General features: G+C 72.1%; 16 protein-coding genes and 2 pseudogenes. 7 read left to right on the forward strand and 11 right to left on the reverse strand.

Features of this window, described 5'->3' with window-relative positions; genetic code table 11:
* The first annotated feature begins 42 nt into the window (after positions 1-42).
* On the forward strand, positions 43-1,341 hold the full coding sequence (locus tag T328_RS19720; RefSeq protein WP_496497407.1) for a geranylgeranyl reductase family protein: 1,299 nt from the start codon (positions 43-45) through the stop codon (positions 1,339-1,341).
* Here the strand turns inward: T328_RS19720 and T328_RS19725 are convergent.
* From T328_RS19725 to T328_RS19745, 5 genes and pseudogenes are all read right to left on the reverse strand, one after another.
* Positions 1,342-1,767: pseudogene (locus T328_RS19725) on the reverse strand (NADPH-dependent F420 reductase); the annotation flags it as partial. It abuts the gene before it with no gap.
* 261 nt (positions 1,768-2,028) lie between these two features.
* Positions 2,029-2,859, reverse strand: a complete 831-nt coding sequence (locus T328_RS19730; RefSeq protein WP_496497408.1) for an ABC transporter permease — start codon at positions 2,857-2,859, stop codon at positions 2,029-2,031.
* Positions 2,859-3,782 (reverse strand): ABC transporter ATP-binding protein, encoded by a 924-nt coding sequence (locus T328_RS19735; RefSeq protein WP_496497409.1) that lies wholly within the window; start codon positions 3,780-3,782, stop codon positions 2,859-2,861. Before T328_RS19735 ends, T328_RS19730 begins: the two co-directional genes overlap by 1 nt.
* An 86-nt stretch (positions 3,783-3,868) precedes the next feature.
* Positions 3,869-4,537, reverse strand: a complete 669-nt coding sequence (locus tag T328_RS19740) for a response regulator (protein WP_496497410.1) — start codon at positions 4,535-4,537, stop codon at positions 3,869-3,871.
* Complete coding sequence (locus T328_RS19745; RefSeq protein ID WP_496497411.1) at positions 4,534-5,721, reverse strand: sensor histidine kinase; 1,188 nt, start codon at positions 5,719-5,721, stop codon at positions 4,534-4,536. Before T328_RS19745 ends, T328_RS19740 begins: the two co-directional genes overlap by 4 nt.
* A 206-nt stretch (positions 5,722-5,927) precedes the next feature.
* Here T328_RS19745 and T328_RS19750 point away from each other — a divergent pair, with 206 nt between their 5' ends.
* On the forward strand, positions 5,928-6,542 hold the full coding sequence (locus tag T328_RS19750; RefSeq protein WP_496497412.1) for a helix-turn-helix domain-containing protein: 615 nt from the start codon (positions 5,928-5,930) through the stop codon (positions 6,540-6,542).
* Positions 6,543-7,197: 655 nt separating this feature from the next.
* On the opposite strand, the pseudogene T328_RS19755 reads toward T328_RS19750, so the two are convergent.
* From T328_RS19755 to T328_RS19765, 3 genes and pseudogenes are all read right to left on the reverse strand, one after another.
* A pseudogene (locus T328_RS19755) lies at positions 7,198-7,347 on the reverse strand (S-adenosylmethionine-dependent methyltransferase); the annotation flags it as partial.
* The gene (locus tag T328_RS19760; protein ID WP_496497413.1) at positions 7,311-8,201 is read right to left on the reverse strand and encodes a universal stress protein; all 891 of its coding nucleotides are present in this window, start codon (positions 8,199-8,201) and stop codon (positions 7,311-7,313) included. The gene T328_RS19760 and the pseudogene T328_RS19755, both read right to left, overlap by 37 nt.
* A complete protein-coding gene (locus T328_RS19765) occupies positions 8,195-11,023 on the reverse strand; it encodes a heavy metal translocating P-type ATPase (protein WP_496497414.1) in 2,829 nt (942 codons plus the stop codon). Before T328_RS19765 ends, T328_RS19760 begins: the two co-directional genes overlap by 7 nt.
* 506 nt (positions 11,024-11,529) lie before the next feature.
* Here T328_RS19765 and T328_RS19770 point away from each other — a divergent pair.
* The 3 genes from T328_RS19770 to T328_RS19780 are packed head-to-tail and all read left to right on the forward strand — an operon-like array spanning position 11,530 to position 13,283.
* A complete protein-coding gene (locus tag T328_RS19770; protein ID WP_496497415.1) occupies positions 11,530-11,835 on the forward strand; it encodes a DUF1876 domain-containing protein in 306 nt (101 codons plus the stop codon).
* Positions 11,836-11,847: 12 nt separating this feature from the next.
* Complete coding sequence (locus T328_RS19775) at positions 11,848-12,306, forward strand: Hsp20/alpha crystallin family protein (RefSeq protein ID WP_496497416.1); 459 nt, start codon at positions 11,848-11,850, stop codon at positions 12,304-12,306.
* A gap of 41 nt (positions 12,307-12,347) precedes the next feature.
* Positions 12,348-13,283 carry a pyridoxamine 5'-phosphate oxidase family protein gene (locus T328_RS19780; protein WP_496497507.1) on the forward strand — a complete coding sequence of 312 codons (936 nt, stop codon included), beginning with the start codon at positions 12,348-12,350 and terminating at the stop codon, positions 13,281-13,283.
* A 225-nt stretch (positions 13,284-13,508) separates the two neighbouring features.
* Here T328_RS19780 and T328_RS19785 read toward each other — a convergent pair whose 3' ends face one another.
* Positions 13,509-13,934 (reverse strand): molybdopterin-dependent oxidoreductase, encoded by a 426-nt coding sequence (locus T328_RS19785; RefSeq protein ID WP_496497417.1) that lies wholly within the window; start codon positions 13,932-13,934, stop codon positions 13,509-13,511.
* A 204-nt stretch (positions 13,935-14,138) separates the two neighbouring features.
* Between T328_RS19785 and T328_RS19790 the strand changes: the two genes are divergently transcribed.
* Positions 14,139-14,699, forward strand: coding sequence for an HAD family hydrolase (locus T328_RS19790; protein WP_496497418.1), 561 nt, complete (start codon positions 14,139-14,141; stop codon positions 14,697-14,699).
* A complete protein-coding gene (locus tag T328_RS19795) occupies positions 14,696-17,101 on the forward strand; it encodes a glycoside hydrolase family 65 protein (protein WP_496497419.1) in 2,406 nt (801 codons plus the stop codon). Before T328_RS19790 ends, T328_RS19795 begins: the two co-directional genes overlap by 4 nt.
* Positions 17,102-17,159: 58 nt before the next feature.
* Here the strand turns inward: T328_RS19795 and T328_RS19800 are convergent, their stop codons facing one another.
* The gene (locus T328_RS19800) at positions 17,160-17,834 is read right to left on the reverse strand and encodes a CBS domain-containing protein (protein ID WP_496497420.1); all 675 of its coding nucleotides are present in this window, start codon (positions 17,832-17,834) and stop codon (positions 17,160-17,162) included.
* Positions 17,835-17,856: 22 nt separating this feature from the next.
* Positions 17,857-18,729 carry a universal stress protein gene (locus T328_RS19805; protein WP_496497421.1) on the reverse strand — a complete coding sequence of 291 codons (873 nt, stop codon included), beginning with the start codon at positions 18,727-18,729 and terminating at the stop codon, positions 17,857-17,859.
* Between the last annotated feature and the right edge of the window lie 146 nt (positions 18,730-18,875).

The following is an 18,875-nucleotide window of genomic DNA, read 5'->3' on the forward strand; positions in this document are numbered from 1 at the left end:
GCGTTCTTGCCATCGGCCGCCTGTACCCGAAGGGTTGGTGCCATGCCCCAGACCCCGAACGCCTCCGAGTCCGCCGATGTCATCGTGGTGGGAGCGGGCCCGGCCGGCTCGGCCGCCGCGTACCACCTCGCCCGGCAGGGCCGGGACGTCCTGCTGCTGGAGAAATCGGAGTTCCCGCGCGAGAAGGTGTGCGGCGACGGCTTGACACCCCGCGCGGTGCGCCACCTGATCCGGATGGGCATCGACACCGATGGCCCCGGCTGGCACCGCAACCGGGGCGTGCGGTTCTTCTCCCACGGCGCGGTCGTCGAGATCGACTGGCGCGAGAACACCCGCTTCCCCGGCTACGGCCTGACCCGCTCCCGCCACGACTTCGACGAGATCCTGGCACGCCGCGCCGCCGAGGCCGGAGCACGCCTGCACACCGCGACACGGGTCACCGAGCCCGTCCTCGACCGCACCGGCCGGGTGCGAGGCGTGGCAGCCCGTGTGGGAGCCGGCCAGGAGCCCGCCGTGTTCGAGGCGCCGCTGGTCATCGCGGCCGACGGCGTGGCCGCGCGGCTGGCCGTGGCGCTGGGCGTGGACCGTGTGCCCAGGCGGCCCATGGCCACGGCCATCCGCCGCTATCACCACTCGGCCGCCCGCCACGACAACCCCTACCTCGACATCTGGGCAGACCTGCGCGCCGGGCCTGGCAGCCCGCCGCTGGCCGGCTACGGCTGGGTCTTCCCCATGGGCGACGGCCGGGTAAACGTCGGCCTCGGCCTGGTCCACGGCGCACCGTCCGGACAGCCGGACACGCGGCGGCTGCTGGACGCCTGGCTGGCCCGTACGCCCTCTGAATGGGGCCTGACGGACCCCGGCTCCGCCGACGGGCCGGTGCGCGGCGCGGCCCTGCCGATGGGGTTCAGCCGGCTGCCGCACTACACCCGCGGCATGCTGCTCGCCGGGGACTCCGGTGGCATGGTCAGCCCGTGGAGCGGCGAGGGCATCGCGTACGCCATCGAAGCGGGCGAGCTGGCCGCCGAGACCGCCGCCACCGCGCTCACCCGCCCCGCCGGCCCTTCGCGCGAGCGGGTGCTCCAGCGCTACCCGCTGGAGATCCACCGCCGCCTGGGCCGCTACTACCGGCTGGGCAACCTCTGGGCGGACCTCCAGACCAAGCCCGCCTTCACCTCGTTCCTCAGCCGCCGCATCGTCACCTCGCCCGCCGCCATGCGGTACCTGACGCGCCTGCTGGTGAACGTGACCGACGACGGCAACGGCCGGGACACGCCCGACCGCGTCGTCAACGCACTGGTACGCGCCGTCCCGGCGCAGGTCCCCCGCAAGCGGCGGTGATCACGCCCTCCGGTCTTGGAGAGCCCGGCCCGATTCCTGCGGGCCCGGTCCTGCCGCGTACGCCAGTGGGGGTGCGATCGCCTGCACGTCGGCGCCTTCGCCGACCCACAGGCCGATGAACAGCGCGGCGGTCGCTTCCAGGAGGCCCGCTCGGTTGAGGCCACCGCCGGCCACGGGCTGGCAGCCGGCGTCCCGCACCAACGCACGCACCTGCGCCAGCGCCGCTTGGTCGTCCCCGCAGACCGGAACGGCCAGCCGCCGCCCGTCGAAGACGGGCGGCGCCATGCGCCACACCTCCTCGTGACAGAGATTGAACGCCTTGACGACCTGCGCTCCTGGCGCCGCCGCAGCCAACTGCTCAGCGGCAGAACTGCCGCCGGGCGTCAGCAACCGGAAGCCCGGTCCGACCGGATTGGAACAATCAATCGACGCCGTCGGTGCCTGGGCCGTCGAGCACGGAGACGACGTCATGGCTGCGCAAGAAGCCCACTGCACCGCCACCCGTGGACCTTCCTCACAGTGACCGCAGGCGTCGCCAGCAGCTGAGTGCAACGTTGGATCCCGGTCTCACCGCCCGATTGGATCTACTTCACCCCGCCGAAAACAGAGGAGGCGTGGACCGGTCCCAACCATGCACCGGTTCGACAGATGTCGCCGACGACCGGTGTCCTGCGCCAGAGGCGCACGTCACGCGTCGCGGCGCGCCAGTGCCACTCCCGCGGCGGCCAGGCTTGCAATGACGTAGCCGGCGAAGACCAGGCAGGCCGGAAGCGGGGCGAGGAGGTCGGGCTGGTTCTGGACCGTCAACATGGCCTTGCCCGCGGTCGCGGGCAGACAGGGCGTCACCTCGTCGGCGAGCGAGGCCGGCAGCAGGCCGGCCAGCGAGTCGAGCAGGAAGACCGCGAAGCACACCGTGGTGACGGCCAGCGCGGTGCTGCGCATGAGCACGGCCAGGGCGACGCCGATCAGGCCGATGCCGGCGAGGTAGGCGGGGGTGGCCGCCAGGGCGCGCAGCACACCGGGGTCGGAGAGCGACGGGGCGACGCCCTGCCCGTCCAGCAGCGGCACGGAGCCGAGGAAGGAGACCGCCACGGAGATCGCGCTCACGGTGGCCACGACCGCGCCGAAGACCAGCGCCTTCCCCCAGAGCAGGGGGAGGCGCGTGGGCACGGCGGCGAGGCTGGCACGGATCATGCCGGTGGCGTACTCGGTGGACATGAAGAGCACCCCCAGCGCTCCGGTGAGCAGTTGGGCGAAGAACACGCCGCCCAGGACGGCCCCGACCGGGGTGATGGGGACGAACGGTGCGTCGTCGATTTCGGTGTCCGCCGCGAACGTCTTGGCCATGGCGGAGGAGGAGAGCGGGCCCAGGGCCATGAGCAGCACTGCCGTCGCGGCCAGGCCGACGGTCAGGGCACGGACCGAGCTGAGCTTGATCCACTCGGAGTGCAGCACCCGAGGCAGGGTGACGCCGCGGCGTCGGGTGTCCGCGCCGCCATCGGTCGTGAGTACGGTCATCAGGCCGCCCTCCCGGCGGGTTCCGGCGCGCGGTACTCCACCGCGTCGCGGGTCAGTTCCATGAACGCCTCCTCCAGTGATGCCTGTGAGGTGGTGAGCTGGTGGACGGGGATCTGGTGCGCGGCGGCGAGGTCGCCTATCCGCTCGGCGGCGACGCCTTCGACCGAGAGTTCGTTGCGCCCGGCGGTGGTGACCGTGACGTCGGGGCCGAGGAGCAGCTTTTCCAGCCGATCGGCCTGTGGGGTGCGTACCGACACCCGGCGTCCGGACAGGGTGCCGGTGAAATCCTCGGCCGGCAGGTCGGCCAGCAGCCGGCCGCGGCCGATGACGATGACGTGCTCGGCGATCTCGGCCATCTCCCGCATCAGATGCGAGGAGACGAATACGGTGCGGCCTTCTCCCGCGAGCCGGTTCAGCAGGTCGCGGATCCACAGGATGCCCTCCGGGTCCAGCCCGTTGACCGGCTCGTCGAGCACGACGGTCCCCGGATCGCCGAGCAGCGCCGCGGCGATGCCCAGGCGCTGCGACATGCCGAGGGAGAAGCTGCCTGCCCGGCGCCGGGCCACGTCGGTCAGCCCGGCCAGGTCGAGCACCTGAGAGACACGTCGCCTGCCGATGCCGTTCGTGGCCGCCAGCGCGTGCAGGTGATCGAACGCCGACCGGCCCGGGTGCCCGGCCCCGGCTTCCAGCAGTGCCCCGATCTCCCGCAGCGGGGCCGGGTGCTCGCTGGGGGCGCGTCCGCCTACCCGCACGGTGCCGGCGGTCGGGGCGGCCAGGCCGAGGATGACGCGCATGGTGGTGGACTTCCCGGAGCCGTTGGGGCCGAGGAAGCCGGTGACGATCCCGGGCCGGACGCTGAAGGACAGCCGGTCTACGGCGGCGGTGGACCCGTAGCGTTTGGTGAGTTCGGTGACTTCAATCATGGGAGCCACGGTGCCGGGCGGAGGGTGTCGCCGGCGTCCCCTCACCGGGGGCAGTCGGGCCTGCCCCGCGGGTGGTACGGGCAGACTCAGCCCGAGGCCGTCACCAGGCCGGTCTGAAACGCGATGACCACGACCTGCGCCCGGTCCCGTGCACCCAGCTTGGCCATGGACCGCTTGAGGTGCGTCTTGACCGTGGACTCGGCGAGGAAGAGCCGCTCGGCGATCTCGTCGTTGCTCATCCCCGTGGCCACCAGCGCGACGATCTCCCGCTCCCGCTGGGTCAGCACCTTCAGCAACTCCGGGACCGCACCGTCCGTACGGTCTGGCCGGGCCAGAAACCGGGTGATCAGGCCGCGGGTCGCCGTGGGCGACAGCAGCGCGTCCCCGCGTGCCACCAGCCGGATCGCGTCGGCGAGTTCACGCGGCCCGACGCCCTTGCCCAAGAAGCCGCTGGCACCGGCGCGCAGCGCCCGCAGCACGTACTCGTCCACTTCGAAGGTTGTCAGCACCAGCACCCGGACCCCGGCAAGACCGTCGTCCGCGACGATCTGGCGGGTGGCCTCCAGCCCGTCCAGCTCCGGCATCCGGATGTCCATCACCACCACGTCGGGGCGGGTGCTGCGGGCCAGTTCCACCGCCTCGATGCCGTTCGCCGCCTCACCGACCACCTCAAGGTCGTCGGCCGCGTCGATGAGGGAGCTGACCCCCGCGCGAATCAGCGTCTGATCGTCGGCGAGCACGACACGGACCGTCATCCGCAGCTCTCCTCTCCGCCCGTCGGCAGCCGGGCCAGCACCACGAATTCTGCGCCGCCACGCGGCCCGGCGTGCAGCGTGCCGCCGACGGCGGCGACCCGCTCGGCCATGCCGGCCAGCCCGTAGCCAGAAGGGCTGTCCGCGCTCTCACCTGCGCCGTTCACCCTACCGGGAGGCCGTGCAGCCCGGTTCTGTACGTCGATGCACAGCTCGTCCGGACGGTACGACAACCGCAGCCGTACGACCCCATGGCGGCTTCCGTGTTTGCCCGCGTTCGTCAATGACTCCTGGATCACGCGGTACGCCGACAGACCGACGGCCGACGGCAGCTCCCGGGGTTCGCCGGACACACTCGACTCCACCCGCATCCCGGCCGTCCTCGCGTCGGCCACCAGCCGCTCCAGGTCCGCCAGCCCGGCCGGTGGCCGCACGGGCTCCTCGCCGGCATCACGGCCGTCGGGGTCACGGAGCACCCCGAGCACCGCCGTCAGTTCGCCCAGCACGGTGCGCGCGGCGTGCTGGACGTGCTCCAGCGCCTCCTCCGCCTGCTCGGGCCGCGACCGCAGATGCAGCGAGGCGACTCCCGCCTGCACGTTGATCACCGCGATGTGGTGCCCCACCGAGTCGTGCAGTTCACGCGCGATGTGCAGCCGCTGCTCCGCCGCCTGCCGCCGTTCCCGTTCCCGCCGCGCCACCTCCAGGGCCCGTCTTCCGCGCACGCCGTTGCCACCGGCGAGAGCCGCCGCCAGCACGGCGATGAGCAGCAGCGGCCCCTCGGCGCTGTTCGCGCCGACTGCCGCCTCGGCGAGCGGAACCCCCGCCGACAGCCCCACGACCGCCGCCACGCCGGACCGCAGCACGGTCCGCCGCCCGCTCACGACGCCGACCCGGTAGCCGGTGAGCCCCACCGCGACCAGCCCCGGCTCCGCCATCCGGAGCGCCGTCACCAGTACGCCGGCGCCGCACGCCAGCGCCAGCGCGGCACTCGGCAACCGACGCCACAACCCCACGCCGGCGGCGGCCAGCAGCGCCGCGACGGGCACCACCGGGCTCCGCGCCTCGTCCAGTCCCCGGCCCAGCACACCGGCGCCCATCAGCAACCCCAGCGCGGCGTCGGCAACCCACCCCGGCACACGCCGCCCCACCCGCGCCCACCTGCCCACCCGCGCCTCCACCCGGTTCACGCTTCCACGCTAGGAAGCAACCCCAGGCAGCACGTCCCCCCACAGAGGGAGCCGGAACGTACCACCACAGGAGGAGCGATCTGTCGGGCGGCGCCTACAGGTACCCGCATTCGGCCCACCCAGTACCGCATCAGGCAACGTTCGCCCTGCCGTGACTCGCCGTCTGGGGTCAGGTCTGGGCGGCGTGCATCCGCCATGCTGTCCTGGTGGCTGAGCGGGTACGGGTACGAGAGATCGATGACGACGAAGGCGCGCGGCTGCTGCGGATCATCCGCCGGGGCACCGGGTCGGTGGTGACCTGGCAGAGGGCCCAGATGGTGCTGCTTTCCGCGCAAGGCATGCCGGTGGCGAAGATCGCCGAGGGCTCGTTCACCAGCGACGACCGGGTCCGGGACGTGATCCACAACTTCAAGGCCGACGGCTTCGACTCTCTGTATCCGAAGCACTCCGGTGGCCGACCGAAGACGTTCACGCTGCCGGAGCGCCGTGAGATCAAGAAGATCGCGAAGTCCAAACCCATCCTGCTCCGCGAGGAAGGCGTCTCCTTTCAACGCCTGAAGACCTGGAAGACCTCCCGCGATCCGGACTACGCGGCCAAGAAGGCGCGCGTCGAGCACCTGTACGCGATCGCCGACGGCGAGGGCTACACACCAACCAACAGCTCCTGGCTCAACCGCATCGAGGCCCAGTTCACGGCCCTGCGCTACTTCACCCTGGACGGCACGGACCACGCCGACCACAAGGAACAGGGCAGCATGATCCGCCGCTACATCATCTGGCCCCTCTCTGTCTACGGTGATCGAGTCAGGCATACTGGATGATTCGTTGAGTCGAGGGCGGAGAAAGAGTAGTGCCCCAGGTGAGCACCAACGACCGCGGAACCCCTGATCCGCAGGTAGAACCTCGTTCGACCGGGCCGCGCCGATACTCCGCGGAGTACAAGGCGAGGATACTGGCCGAGTACGACACGCTCGGCAAGCAGGGCAAGGATGCCTTGCTGCGGGGCGGAGGCCGCCCGGGACAGGCGGTTGCCGGCCGTCAGCACGACCGGATGGGGCCGATCGTCGGATCGGGTCCGAAACCGGGCGGTGGTCGTACTCCAGCAAGGGACGCTCTGCCTGCGGCGGGCACCCGGTGAATATGAGGTCAACCCCAGGATCACCACCACGTACGTCTCAGCACCAACCCGGCAGGATCAACACGGCTCGCCGGAAGCAAATGCCACCACGTCCTCGCACGAGAGAACCACCGCCGCAGAGCCCTGGTTGTTTGCTGGGCGGTCAGCGCGGGCCCGCGTGCCAGATCCGTGCCAAATGGAGCCGTAGGGCGCTCGTACCTACGCCCGCCGGCACGGCGTGCGGCACCTGTTCGCAGCCTACGACCTGGCCAAGGACCAGCTCTACGGCCACGTCAAGAAGACCAAGAACCGCTCGAAATCCCTGGAGTTCTGCCGCTACCTGCGTGTGCCGCGCCCCGGAATTGCCACGTCACGGTCAGGTGGGAGAACTCCTCGATCCCCTTCAGCGTTTCGACGGGGTACGCCGCGTTGAGGCGGATCTCCGACTCGGCCCCGGCCACAGCCACAGCCCTTAGCCCGCCTCCGACCGGACCACCGCCACCGGGCAGTCCGCGTGGTGCAGCAGTGCCTGGCTCACCGAACCCAGCAGCATCCCCGTGAAACCCCCGCGCCCCCGCGCGCCCACGACCACCAACCCCGCCTCCCGGCTCGCCTCGATCAGCGCCTCCCGCGGGCCGCCGCGCAGCACACGGCGGTCGACGGACACGTCCGGGTAGCGTTCCTGACGGCCCGCCAGCGCCTCGGCGAGCAGCCGCTCCTCGTTCGCGGCCAGGTCACCGGCGCCACTCGCGTACGGCGCGGCCGGGTCCTGCGGGGGCGGGACCTCGACCTTCCAGGGGGACCAGGCGTGTACGGCGACGATTCCGGTACCCCGCATCGCGGCCTCGGCGAAGGCGAACTCGATCGCCGCGTCGCCCGCCCCCGAGCCGTCCACGCCCGCGACCACCGGGCCCTCGCGCGCCGGGTCGCCCGCGCCGCGCACGACGAGCACCGGGCAGTGGCTGTGCGCCGCCAGTTGTACGGCCGTCGACCCCAGCAGCAGGCCGACGAACGCGCCGAGCCCGCGGCTGCCGACGACGGCCAGCGCCGCGCCGCGCGACTCCTCCACCATCACCGGCAGCGTGTCACCGGTCACTGCGGCGCCTTCCGTTACGACATCCGGCTCGGCCTCACGCGCGTGCCGTACGGCCTCGTCGACGAGTTCTAGCGCCTGACTGCGCAGCCCGCCCTCGGGCGGGCCCATCGAGAACGGGTCCAATGGAGCCCGCATCATCGGCCGGAAGAACGCGTGTACGACGCGCAGTCCGGTGGCGCGCATCCGCGCCTCGCGCCCCGCGACGGCGACTGCTTCCAAACTGGCGGGCGAACCGTCGATGCCCACCACGACAGGTGCACTCACCATCGGCCTCCGTCTTCACGCGCGGCGCCCGGGGGCGGGCGGCGCCGCTGAATCCACGTACCGTCTCCCCAGGCTTGCCCACCGCAGCCGCTCCCGCCAGTCGGCGGCGGGTGCGCGCGGGTGGGCGGGCGCCAGCGGTCGGGATCGGCGTCGAAGGCGGCGGCGCAGTGGGCGGAGCAGAAGAACACGGTGCCGGTGGGGGTGTCGCGCCGCTCGGCGACGGTCGCCGGGTCCACCCGCATGCCGCACACCGGGTCGACCGTCTCGGGCTCCTGCCGCGGCCGGGTGGACCCGGTTTCGATCCGGGGCGTAGCGGGTTCGGAGGCGGCAGGCGGCAGAGGGAGGGCGTGCCAGCGGCGCAGGCGGCCGGAGTTGGTGACCACCGACAGGGAGGACAGGGCCATGGCCACGGCGGCGATGATGGGGCTGAGGCGCCAGCCGAGGAGGGGGTAGAGGGCTCCGGCGGCGATGGGGATGCCGACGGCGTTGTAGATCAGGGCGAAGAAGAAGTTCTGGCGGATGTTGCGCATCGTGGCGCGGGAGAGCCGGATGGCGGTGGGGACGCCGGTCAGCGACCCGGAGACGAGGGTGACGTCAGCGGCCTCGATGGCAACGTCGGTGCCGGTGCCGATGGCGAGGCCGACGTCGGCGGCGGCCAGGGCGGGGGCGTCGTTGATGCCGTCCCCGACCATGCCGACGACGCGGCCTTCACCTTGGAGGCGGCGTATCTCGTCGGCCTTGTGCTCGGGCAGTACCTCGGCGAGCACGCGGTCCACGCCGACCTGGGTGGCGATGGCGGCGGCGGTGCGGGCGTTGTCGCCGGTGATGACGACGACGTCCAGGCCGAGGCGGCGTAGGGCGGTGATGGCCTGGGGGGAGTCGTCCTTGACGGTGTCGGCGACGGCCAGCACCCCCGCCGGGCGGTCGTCGACGGCGGCCAGGATCGGGGTCTTGCCCTGGGCGGAGAGTTCGTCCGCGACCGGGTCGAGCGGGGTGGTGTCGAGGTGGGCGTCGGACAGCAGGCGGGCGGTGCCGACGAGGACGGCGTGGCCGTCGACGGTGGCCGTCACGCCCTTGCCGGTCACGGAGTCGAAGGCGTCGGCCGCCGGGAGGGGGACCTCCTGGTCGCGGGCTCCGGCGAGGATGGCGGCGGCCAGGGGGTGCTCGCTGTCGGCTTCGGCCGCCGCGACGAGGGACAGCAGCTCGCCCTGCGGCAGGCCACCGGTCGGGCGCACGTCGGTGAGGACCGGTCGGCCCTCGGTGACGGTGCCGGTCTTGTCGAGCACTACGGTGTCGAGCTTGTGGGCGGTCTCCAGGGCTTCGGCGGAGCGGATGAGGATGCCGGCCTGGGCGCCCTTGCCGGTGCCGACCATGACCGAAAGCGGGGTGGCCAGGCCCAGCGCGCACGGGCAGGCGATGATCAGCACCGCGACCGCCGAGACCAGCGCGAGCGTCAGCGCCGGGGCCGGGCCGATCGTGTACCAGAGGGTGAAGGTGGTCAGAGCGACGGCGATGACGGCGGGCACGAAGTAGGCGGAGATGGCGTCGGCGAGGCGCTGGACGGGGGCCTTGGACGCCTGGGACTGGCGGACCAGGCGGATGATCTGGGCCAGCATGGTCTCCGCGCCGACCCTGCTCGCGCGTGTCCGCAGCGAGCCGGTGCCGTTGATGGTCGCGCCGATGACGGTGTCCCCGGACCGCTTGGTCACGGACATCGGCTCACCGCTGATCATGGACTCGTCCACCGCCGAGGACCCGGAGAGCACCTCGGCGTCGACCGGGACCTTCTCCCCAGGGCGGATCACCACCACGTCGCCGACCACGACCTCGTCCACCGGGATCTCGGTCTCGGCGCCGTCGCGCACGACGTGGGCGGTGCGGGCCCGCAGGCCCAGCAGGGCGCGGATGGCCTCCCCGGTGCCCGCCTTGGCGCGCGCCTCCAGCAGCCGGCCGAGCAGGATCAGGGTGAGGATCACCCCGACCGCCTCGTAGTAGACCTCCTGTACGTCCTCGGGCAGTAGGCCGGGCGCGAGGGTGACCAGCAGGCTGTAGCCGTAGGCGGCCGTGGTGCCGAGGGTGATCAGGGAGTTCATCTCGGCGCTCCGGTGCGCCAGGCTCCGCCAGCCGGTGGTGTGGATCGGCCAGCCGGTGTACAGCATCACCGGGGTGATCAACGCCAGCTGCAGCCAGTGATTCAGCAGCCAGCCCGGCACCCACCCGGCGTCGAACACCTCCTCCGCCATCACCGCGAAGAGCACCGGCAGTGTCAGAACCGCGCCCGCCCCCACCCGCCGCGTAAGGTCGGCGATCTCTGCACGCCGCTCGGCGGCCTCCGCGTCCTCGGCCGCCGCACCGGGCTCCGCAGCCTCCCCGCCCGGCGGCAGCCCTGCCACGACCGGGCCGGGGGCGGGCCCGACGGTGGCCGTATCCCGGTCGCTGCCGGGGGCCGCGGCCGGTTCGACCAGCAGCCGGCCGTGAATCATGTTCATCCCGCAGGCGAACCCGAAGGAGCCGGCCTCGGCCGGGCGCAGCCGCACAGTGGTGCGCTCGTACGCCGGCAGCCCCGCGCTGACCCGCAAGTCGGGGAAGACGACCCGGGAGGTACACTCCCCGCTCTCGCGCCGGTCGAAGACCAGCTCCACCGGCACGCCCCGCCGCACCCGGATCACGTCGGGGCTGTAGCCGCCGCGCACCGTGACCTCTATGCGCTGCACCCCGCCTTCCAGCCGCGCGGACCTGGCCCGCCGCGGGCCGAAGAAGAACCAGCCAAGACCCGCGACCAGCCCGACCGTGGCGATCACCACGACAACATCGGCGACACCCATGTCGGCGTGTCCTCCCTGTGTGCGTTCTCCTCCAGTCTCGCTCGCTCGCACCGGTACTCGGTAAGGGCCGCAGGGTCCACCAGTCGGATCCCGGCAGGCCCTGCGCCCGCCGAGGGCTCCACGGGGCGCCCGCACGGGCGGTCACTCTGCGTGGCCGTACCCGCCGACGCACGCCGGCGTTGGCGAGTTCCCAACCGATCGCCGCGAAGCCGAGCGTCTCCGCGCGAAGGACTGGCGCTTGCGTCGTTGCCACTCCCGTGCCGGTGAGCGGGCCCAGGTGAAGTCGTGGGGACCGAGCGGCCGGACGGCAGGGACCTTTGGCCCTGTGATCAAGTGCCGCCGCCGTCACAAAATGGCACAAAAGATGCATTTCCTCTCAAAGGTGAAGCACGCAGTCGGCCTCGACGCGCCGGTGTCTGCGGCACGTCCACCCTCGACGCGCGCGTGAGCGCGAGCGGAGCGCATTCGGATGCCGGCGTTCTGTACCGAGATGCGGAGGAAAGATAATGGCACATACCGTGAAATGGAAGATTGACCTCTATCTCTTCGAAGAGGAGGGGACGACGAAGGCGCGTGTGGTGCTGGACACGGCGACCGCGCAGTTCACCGGGCACGGGGACGCGCACCGGAACCCCGCGGACATGGACGTGCCGGAGATCGGTGACGAGTTGGCGGCCGGCAGGGCGCTGGACGATCTCGGCCGGCAACTGATGGACGTCGCCCAGCGTGACATCGAGGACGTGGCCGCGGCTGCGGTTTCCGGGCGGAATGCGCGCCCGGGGGGCGGCTGGCCGTCGCCGGACCGGATGTGAGGAGGAGGACAGATGACGAAGCCAGTCCGTCGTAGCAGTGGAGCCCTCCAGGCGTGGGATCCCTTTCGCGAGATGGAGGATCTGCACGGTCGCATGGACCGTCTCATGCAGTCCGCCTTTCCGGCCGGTGCCGGACCCGGCACCGTCGGGGCGTGGGCGCCTCTGGCCGACATCGAGGACACCGAGGACGCCTACCTGGTGGAGCTGGAGCTTCCCGGAGTGGACAAGGACGACGTCACCGTGGAGATCAACGATTCCGAGATCGATGTGCACGGCGAGATCAAGGAGAAGGAACGTACCGGCGTGGTGCGGCGGCGCGCCCGCCAAGTCGGGGAGTTCGACTACCGCGCGAGTCTGCCGCCGAACTCGGACACCGGACAGGTGACCGCGGAGCTGGCCAACGGGGTCCTCACCGTCCGGGTTCCGAAAGCCGAGAAGGCCAGGGCGCGGCGCATCGAGATCGAGGGCTGATCGCCGGGCTGCGGCGGCAGCATGAGGGAACGGTGGCGATCATGCAAGCTGAGATCGGCGATCAACTCGTGGTCGAAAGTCCTGCTACCGGAGCTGCAAGACGCGACGGCGAGATCGTTGCACTCCACCATGCGGATGGCACGCCTCCCTACGAGGTGCGCTGGTCGGACACGAACGAGGTGACCCTCGTCTTTCCCGGACCCGACGCGCACATCCGCAGCTTCGCGCACGCGAGCGGGAACGGGAACGGACACGAGCCTTCCCGGCGGCGTACTGGCCGGGCAGGAGGAAGCACAGGCGCCGAGCCGCGGGCGGCCCCGCCGGGCAGGCCGGTCCATCCCGGTGACATCGGCCGCCGCGTGGCCACCGAACGCGAACGCCAGGGGCTGACCCGGGAGGAGACGGCCCGCCGCGCCGGAATAGCGCCCGAGTACCTGGCTTACCTCGAAGAACAGACGGCCGACCCGACCGCGGCGACTCTTGCCCGCCTGGCCGGTGTACTGGGCACCACTCCCGTTGCGCTGCGGGGCGGCACCCACGATCTGCCGCCCGGGCAGGGGCAGGCACTCCTGCATCCCGAGATGCGGGAACTCGACCCTGACGAGTGCCGTCGTCTCCTGTCCGTCTCCGGTGTCGGGCGGGTGGCGGTGTCGACAGAGCATGGACCGGCGGTGGTTCCGGTGAACTACGAGGTCGTCGACGGCGCGATCGCGTTCCGGACCGCTCCGGACTCGGTCCCGGCGGCGGCCGTGGGCTCGGAGGTCGCCTTCGAGGTCGACCACGTGGACGAGGCCATGAGCCGGGGATGGAGCGTGCTCGTGGTCGGGCCCGCACGCGTGGTCACCGATCCCCACGCCGTACGGAGGCTGATCGATCGCGCCCATACCTCACCCTGGGCCGGGGGTGAACGGGAGATGTGGGTGTCGATCCAGCCCACGCGTATCACCGGGCGTCGCATCACTGAGGGCGGGCCATAGCGCAGGCGTGCCACTGCGGCGGGCGGCTGAGTTCGCCGAGTCCCGGCAGCCGTCGGTGGAGGTGTCGACGGTGCTGGCGGAGGAGGAGCCGGCGTCGGTTCTGCTGCAGGAGGTGACGGTCGCCCGGCTCAGACCGGAACGGCCACCGCGTGGAATGCCGTCGCGGGCGGAACGGCGTTGACGCCGGTAGACGGCGCGCTCATCGCGCTGTCACGCGTACCGCCGTCACCTTGCACTCGGGGCAGGACGTGACGACATCGGCGTGTTCGGGTCGATGTTGACGGAGGTGCCGTACTTCTCCAGCCAGGACGCGACGGGGAGCACGACGTCGGCGCGGCGGGCGGTCTCCGACAGGAACAGCTCGTTGCACACCACCAGCGGGCAGGCGTCCAGCGCGCGGGCCACCTGGTCGGTGTCGGGGTCGGTGGCACAGACGTCCTCGCCGGTGATCCACAGCGCCCGGAGTGCACCCGACCGGGCGGCGGCGAACATGTCCGGAATCCTCAGTCCGGGGCGCTCCGCTCCGGGGTCTTCTCCCGTACCCGCTCTGCTTCCGGCCAGGGACTCCAGCAGCCGCTGCCCGGGCCGTCCGCTCCGGTCGGCCAGTGCGCGAAAGGCGTCGAAGCGGTCTCCGGGGCCGGTGGGAGTCATGACCCCATCCTGGGGTCAGCCGCAAGCCCCGCAATCGTGGCAAAGGGCATCGGTAGAGGCGTCGCGGCCCGGGTGCGCCCGGTTCAGCGTCGGCGCCGTCGAGCATCCGGGTGTTGTTGGACGCGGGCCCGCAGCCGCTCCCGGGCAGGTCCCCGCCGCGGTGCCGGGACGGCCGTACGTTACCCGCGAGAGGAGGCGGTGCCGATGACCGCGGCGGCACCCGGCGCTACGGACTTTCTCGCCGCCCGTGGGATGACGCTGCACCTGGGCACTCCGCAGGACCCCGCGGGCACCGGCAGCGTGTGGGCGGTGGCCGCGGCCAAGGAGGCGGCCTTCACCGCCCACCTCGACACACACGGGGTGGACGCGTATCCGGGCACCGTGCACCTGCTGGACCGGCTGCGCCGGGCCGGCGTGCCCTGCGCAGCCGTCTCCGCCTCTCGGCATGCCCGTGGCCTGCTGCTCCGCGCCGGCGTACGGGCCTGCTTCGCCTGCCTGGTCAACGGCACCGACGTCGACCGTCTCGGCCTGCGGGGCAAGCCCGTGCCGGACCTCTTCCTCGAAGCAGCCCGTCGGCTGCGGACCGAGCCGTACGAGGCCGCGGTCGTCGAGGACGCCCTGGCCGGCGTCGAGGCCGGCCGGGCCGGCGGCTTCGCCCTGGTGGTGGGAGTGGACCGGACCGGCACCGGGGCGAGCGCCGCCGACCTGCGGCGGTGCGGCGCGAATCTGGTGGTCCGCGACCTGACGGAGTTGCTCGTCCCATGAGCGACGACTGGACCTGGGCGTACGAGGGCTACGACCGGCACCAGGAACGGCTACGCGAGGCGCTGTGCACGCTGGGCAACGGCCGCTTCGCCACTCGCGGCGCCGCTCCCGAGTCCCGCGCCGACGAGATCCACTACCCGGGCACGTACGCCGCCGGCGTCTACAACCGTCTCACCTCCACCGTCTCCGGACGGCAGGTCGAGAACGAGGACATGGTCAACCTGCCGAACTGGCTGCCGCTGCGCCTCCGCGTCCGCCCGGAGGGTGACGCCCCCGGCCGCTGGCTCACCACCGCCGACGCCGACCCCGCCGCGTACCGGCAGCGCCTGCGGCTGCGCACCGGGGTGCTGGAGCGCAGCGCCGTCTTCGCAGACCCGCAAGGGCGCCGCATCGAGTTGGACGAGACGCGCCTGGTGCACATGGGCGACCCGCACCTGGCAGCCCTGCGCACCACGCTGACCCCGCTCGGCTGGTCGGGAACGCTGGAGGTCGAGGCGGCGCTCGACGGCTCCGTGACCAACTCCGGCGTCGAGCGCTACCGCTGGCTCGCCGGCCGGCATTTCACCGGCGTCGGCACCGGCGCCGGCGAGCCCGACACGGTGTGGCTGTGCTGCCGTACCAGCGGCTCCGGCGTACGCATCGCGCTGGCGGCCCGCACCCGGGTCACCGCGGGTGAGGTCACCGGCTCACGGCCCGTGCACCACGGCGACGCGCGCGTCGCCCGGCGCCTGACCGTCCGCGCCGCGGCCGGCGAGCCGGTCACCGTGGAGAAGACCGCGGCGCTGTACACCTCGCGGGACCCCGTGATCGCCGACCCGCTCACGGCCGCCCGCGCACACGCCTCCCGGAGCCCGGACTTCACCGCCCTCCTGGTCTCACACACCGACGCCTGGGAGCGCCTGTGGCAGCGGACCGAGCTTGAGGTGCCGGGGGAAGCCCGCAAGATCCTGCGGCTGCACCTCTTCCACCTGCTGCAGACCCTCTCCCCGCACACCGCGGAGCTGGACGCCGGGGTGCCCGCGCGCGGCCTGCACGGTGAGGCGTACCGCGGGCACGTCTTCTGGGACGAGCTGTTCGTGCTGCCGTACCTGAACCTCCACCTGCCGGAGGTCTCCCGGGCCCTGCTCGACTACCGCCACCGGCGCCTGCCCGCGGCCCGCCGGGCCGCCGCCGCTGCAGGGCACCGCGGCGCCATGTACCCCTGGCAGAGCGGCAGCGACGGCCGTGAGGAGACCCAGGAGCTGCATCTCAACCCGCGCTCCGGCCGGTGGCTGCCGGATCACAGCCGGCTGCAGCACCACGTGGGCCTGGCCGTCGCCTACAACGTCTGGCGGTACGGCCAGGCCACCGGTGACACCGCGTACCTGCACGGCAGGGGCGCCGAGACGGTGCTGGAGGTCGCGCGCTTCTTCGCCGACCTCGCCGCCTGGGACTCCGCGTACGGCCGCCACCGCATCCGCGGCGTGGTCGGCCCCGACGAGTACCACGACGCCTACCCGGGGGCCGGGCGGCCGGGGCTCGACGACAACGCCTACACCAACGTCACCGCCGCCTGGGTGCTGGGGCGCGCGCTCGAACTCCTTGCCGGGCTGCCCGGGGCACGTCGGCGCGAGCTGGTCGAGCGGATGCGACTGGGAGAGGAGGAGACGACCCGATGGGACGAGGTTTCCCGCGCCCTCCACGTGCCGTTCCACCGCGACGTGATCAGCCAGTTCGAGGGCTACGGCGAGCTTGCCGAGTTCGACTGGGACGGCTACCGCAGCCGCTACGGCGACATCCGCCGCCTCGACCGGATCCTGGAGGCCGAGGGTGACACCGTCAACCGCTACCAGGCATCCAAGCAGGCCGACGTCCTCATACTCGGCTATCTCTTCTCCCCGGCCGAACTCGCCGGTGTCTTCGGCAGACTGGGGCACCACTTCGACGACGAGCTGTGGTGCCGCACCGTCGACTACTACCTGGCCCGCACCAGCCACGGCTCGACCCTCTCCAGCCTCGTGCACGGCTGGGTCCTCGCCCGGGCCCGCCGCAGCACGGCCTGGAGGTACTGCCTGGAGGCGCTCACCAGCGACGTTGGCGACATCCAGGGCGGCACCACCGGCGAGGGCATCCACCTGGGCGCCATGGCCGGCACCCTCGACATGGTCCAGCGCGGCCTCACCGGCCTGGAGACGCGCGAGGACAGTCTGTGGCTCGACCCTGTACCGATGCCGCAGATGTCCGAGTACGTGCTGCGCGTGCGCTACCGCGGCCACCAGGGCATCGAACTGCGCCTGTGCGCCGGCCGACTCCACGTCACCGTCCCGCTGTCCACGGAGCCGCCGCTCACCCTCGTACTTCCCGACCGCACCGTCACCGTCGAACCGGGCGAGTCCCGCCGGCTCCGGCTCCCCGACGCCTGAACGACCCTGCCGGCACCGAAGCCCCGGCGGCTCCGCCGGTGTCCGCCTTCCCCGGGGCTCAGGCCGCGAGGGGAGTGCCGCCGGCGTCGTCCACCTGGAAGGACAGGCGGTGGGAGACGCCGACCACGCCGTCCACCGAGCGGCAGAGCCGTACGATGATGGGGATCAGGCTCCTGGTCTCGATCACTCCCCGCAACTCCACCCGGCCGCCCTGTACGGCAACAGACACCTGTGTGGGCGCCAGGCCCACGGTCTGCTGCAGGAGGTCGTGCTCGATCTCCTCCCGGATGGCGTCGTCCCTGCGGAGGAAGATCCGGAGGAGGTCCCGACGGCTGATGATGCCCAGCAGCCGGTCCGTGTCGTCCACCACAGGCAGTCGCTTGATGTGCTGCACCTCCATGAGCTGAGCGGCTTCAACGACGTTCCAGTCGGGGTGAGCGCAGACGGCGGGGGCGGACATCAGCTCCTCGGCACGAGTGCCCTGGGCTTTGGCGCGTTCCCACGCCTCGAGGGGCGGCAGGGGCACCCTCCCGCCTATACCGGGCTGGTCACTGGCCTTCCGCAGCAGATCGGCCTCCGACACCACGCCGATGGGCCGTCCGCCGTCGTCGACGACGGGGAGTGCGGTGATCTCGTGTTCGGTCAGCAGGCGGGCGATCTCCTTGAACGGGGTGTCGTACCGGGCACTGACGACGTGCCGGGTCATCAGGTCGCTGACCTTGCGGTGCTGCATCTTCCCTCCCACGCTCGGGTTGTCATTCGTGCGGGACGACGGCGACGGGTGCGGTGGCGTGGTGCAGCAGGGCGTGCGTCACCGGACCGATCAGCGTGGGGAACCGCAGGTGCTTGTGCATGCGGCGTCCCACGACGAGCAGTTCGGCGTCGGCGCCCTGCTCCAGCAGCCGCGGCGCCACCTCGCCGTCCAGCAGCGCGCGCTCCACCTCGACGTCCGGGTAGCCGGTCCGGAAGGCGTCGAGGGCGGAGTCGAACTTCTTCTCCGTGTTCGCCTGCAAACCGGCGCCGACCTTCGGGTTCGGCAGTGCCGACGGATATGCATAGATGGACGAGCGCTGCCACATGTGGACGACGCGGAGCGTGCGACCCGCCCGGCGGGCGGCATCGAAGGCGAATTCCAGTACCGGTTCGAAGCGGTGGTCGAGATCTACGCCCACCACCACGGGAAGGTCCCGTTCCCCGGTGTCCGGCTGCCAGCCTTGGCGTACCAGGACGGCGGGCCCGGTGGCGTGCGCGACCACCGGCAACGCGATACTCCCGGTGAAGAAGCCCGCAGCCGCACCGATGCCCCGCGACCCCAGGACGAGTAGTTCACCCTCCTGCGATGCGTCGAGAAGCGCCGCCACCGCCGGCTCGGTCGTCACGCCACCGCTGATCTCTACTTCCGGGTACCGTTCCGCCGTCTCCCGGCATGCGGCGGCGATCCGCTCCCGGACCCACTCCTCGTGCAGCGAGCCGCTGGGGCCGACCTGCCCGCCACCCGTGGGCGACGCCTCGGCGTGGACGATGCGCAGAGAGATCCGACGCGAGGCCGCTTCCGCCGCCGCCCACCGAACAGCCGCCATGCTCGGATCCGACCCGTCCACGCCGACCACCACGTGCCGCGCTGTCAATGCTGCCTCCCTGGGCCGACCGGGCTTGTGGTCACGTGCTGCCCGGTCACGGAAGAGCGTCGCGACATGCGCCATGCCGCCCCCTCAGGCTGCCGTGGCGACACCGTGGACCACGAGGGCCGTACGGGTTCAACGCAGGGACCTTC

The sequence above is a fragment of the Streptomyces sp. CNX435 genome, assembly GCF_059570575.1.

What these genes read in the sequence shown, in the direction of transcription:
- T328_RS19720 (WP_496497407.1), top strand. Translation starts at nt 43, where the DNA reads ATGCCCCAGACCCCGAACGCCTCCGAGTCCGCCGATGTCATCGTGGTG.
- T328_RS19730 (WP_496497408.1), bottom strand. Translation starts at nt 2,859, where the DNA reads ATGACCGTACTCACGACCGATGGCGGCGCGGACACCCGACGCCGCGGC.
- T328_RS19735 (WP_496497409.1), bottom strand. Translation starts at nt 3,782, where the DNA reads ATGATTGAAGTCACCGAACTCACCAAACGCTACGGGTCCACCGCCGCC.
- T328_RS19740 (WP_496497410.1), bottom strand. Translation starts at nt 4,537, where the DNA reads ATGACGGTCCGTGTCGTGCTCGCCGACGATCAGACGCTGATTCGCGCG.
- T328_RS19760 (WP_496497413.1), bottom strand. Translation starts at nt 8,201, where the DNA reads ATGGTGAGTGCACCTGTCGTGGTGGGCATCGACGGTTCGCCCGCCAGT.
- T328_RS19765 (WP_496497414.1), bottom strand. Translation starts at nt 11,023, where the DNA reads ATGGGTGTCGCCGATGTTGTCGTGGTGATCGCCACGGTCGGGCTGGTC.
- T328_RS19770 (WP_496497415.1), top strand. Translation starts at nt 11,530, where the DNA reads ATGGCACATACCGTGAAATGGAAGATTGACCTCTATCTCTTCGAAGAG.
- T328_RS19775 (WP_496497416.1), top strand. Translation starts at nt 11,848, where the DNA reads ATGACGAAGCCAGTCCGTCGTAGCAGTGGAGCCCTCCAGGCGTGGGAT.
- T328_RS19780 (WP_496497507.1), top strand. Translation starts at nt 12,348, where the DNA reads ATGCAAGCTGAGATCGGCGATCAACTCGTGGTCGAAAGTCCTGCTACC.
- T328_RS19785 (WP_496497417.1), bottom strand. Translation starts at nt 13,934, where the DNA reads ATGACTCCCACCGGCCCCGGAGACCGCTTCGACGCCTTTCGCGCACTG.
- T328_RS19790 (WP_496497418.1), top strand. Translation starts at nt 14,139, where the DNA reads ATGACCGCGGCGGCACCCGGCGCTACGGACTTTCTCGCCGCCCGTGGG.
- T328_RS19795 (WP_496497419.1), top strand. Translation starts at nt 14,696, where the DNA reads ATGAGCGACGACTGGACCTGGGCGTACGAGGGCTACGACCGGCACCAG.
- T328_RS19800 (WP_496497420.1), bottom strand. Translation starts at nt 17,834, where the DNA reads ATGCAGCACCGCAAGGTCAGCGACCTGATGACCCGGCACGTCGTCAGT.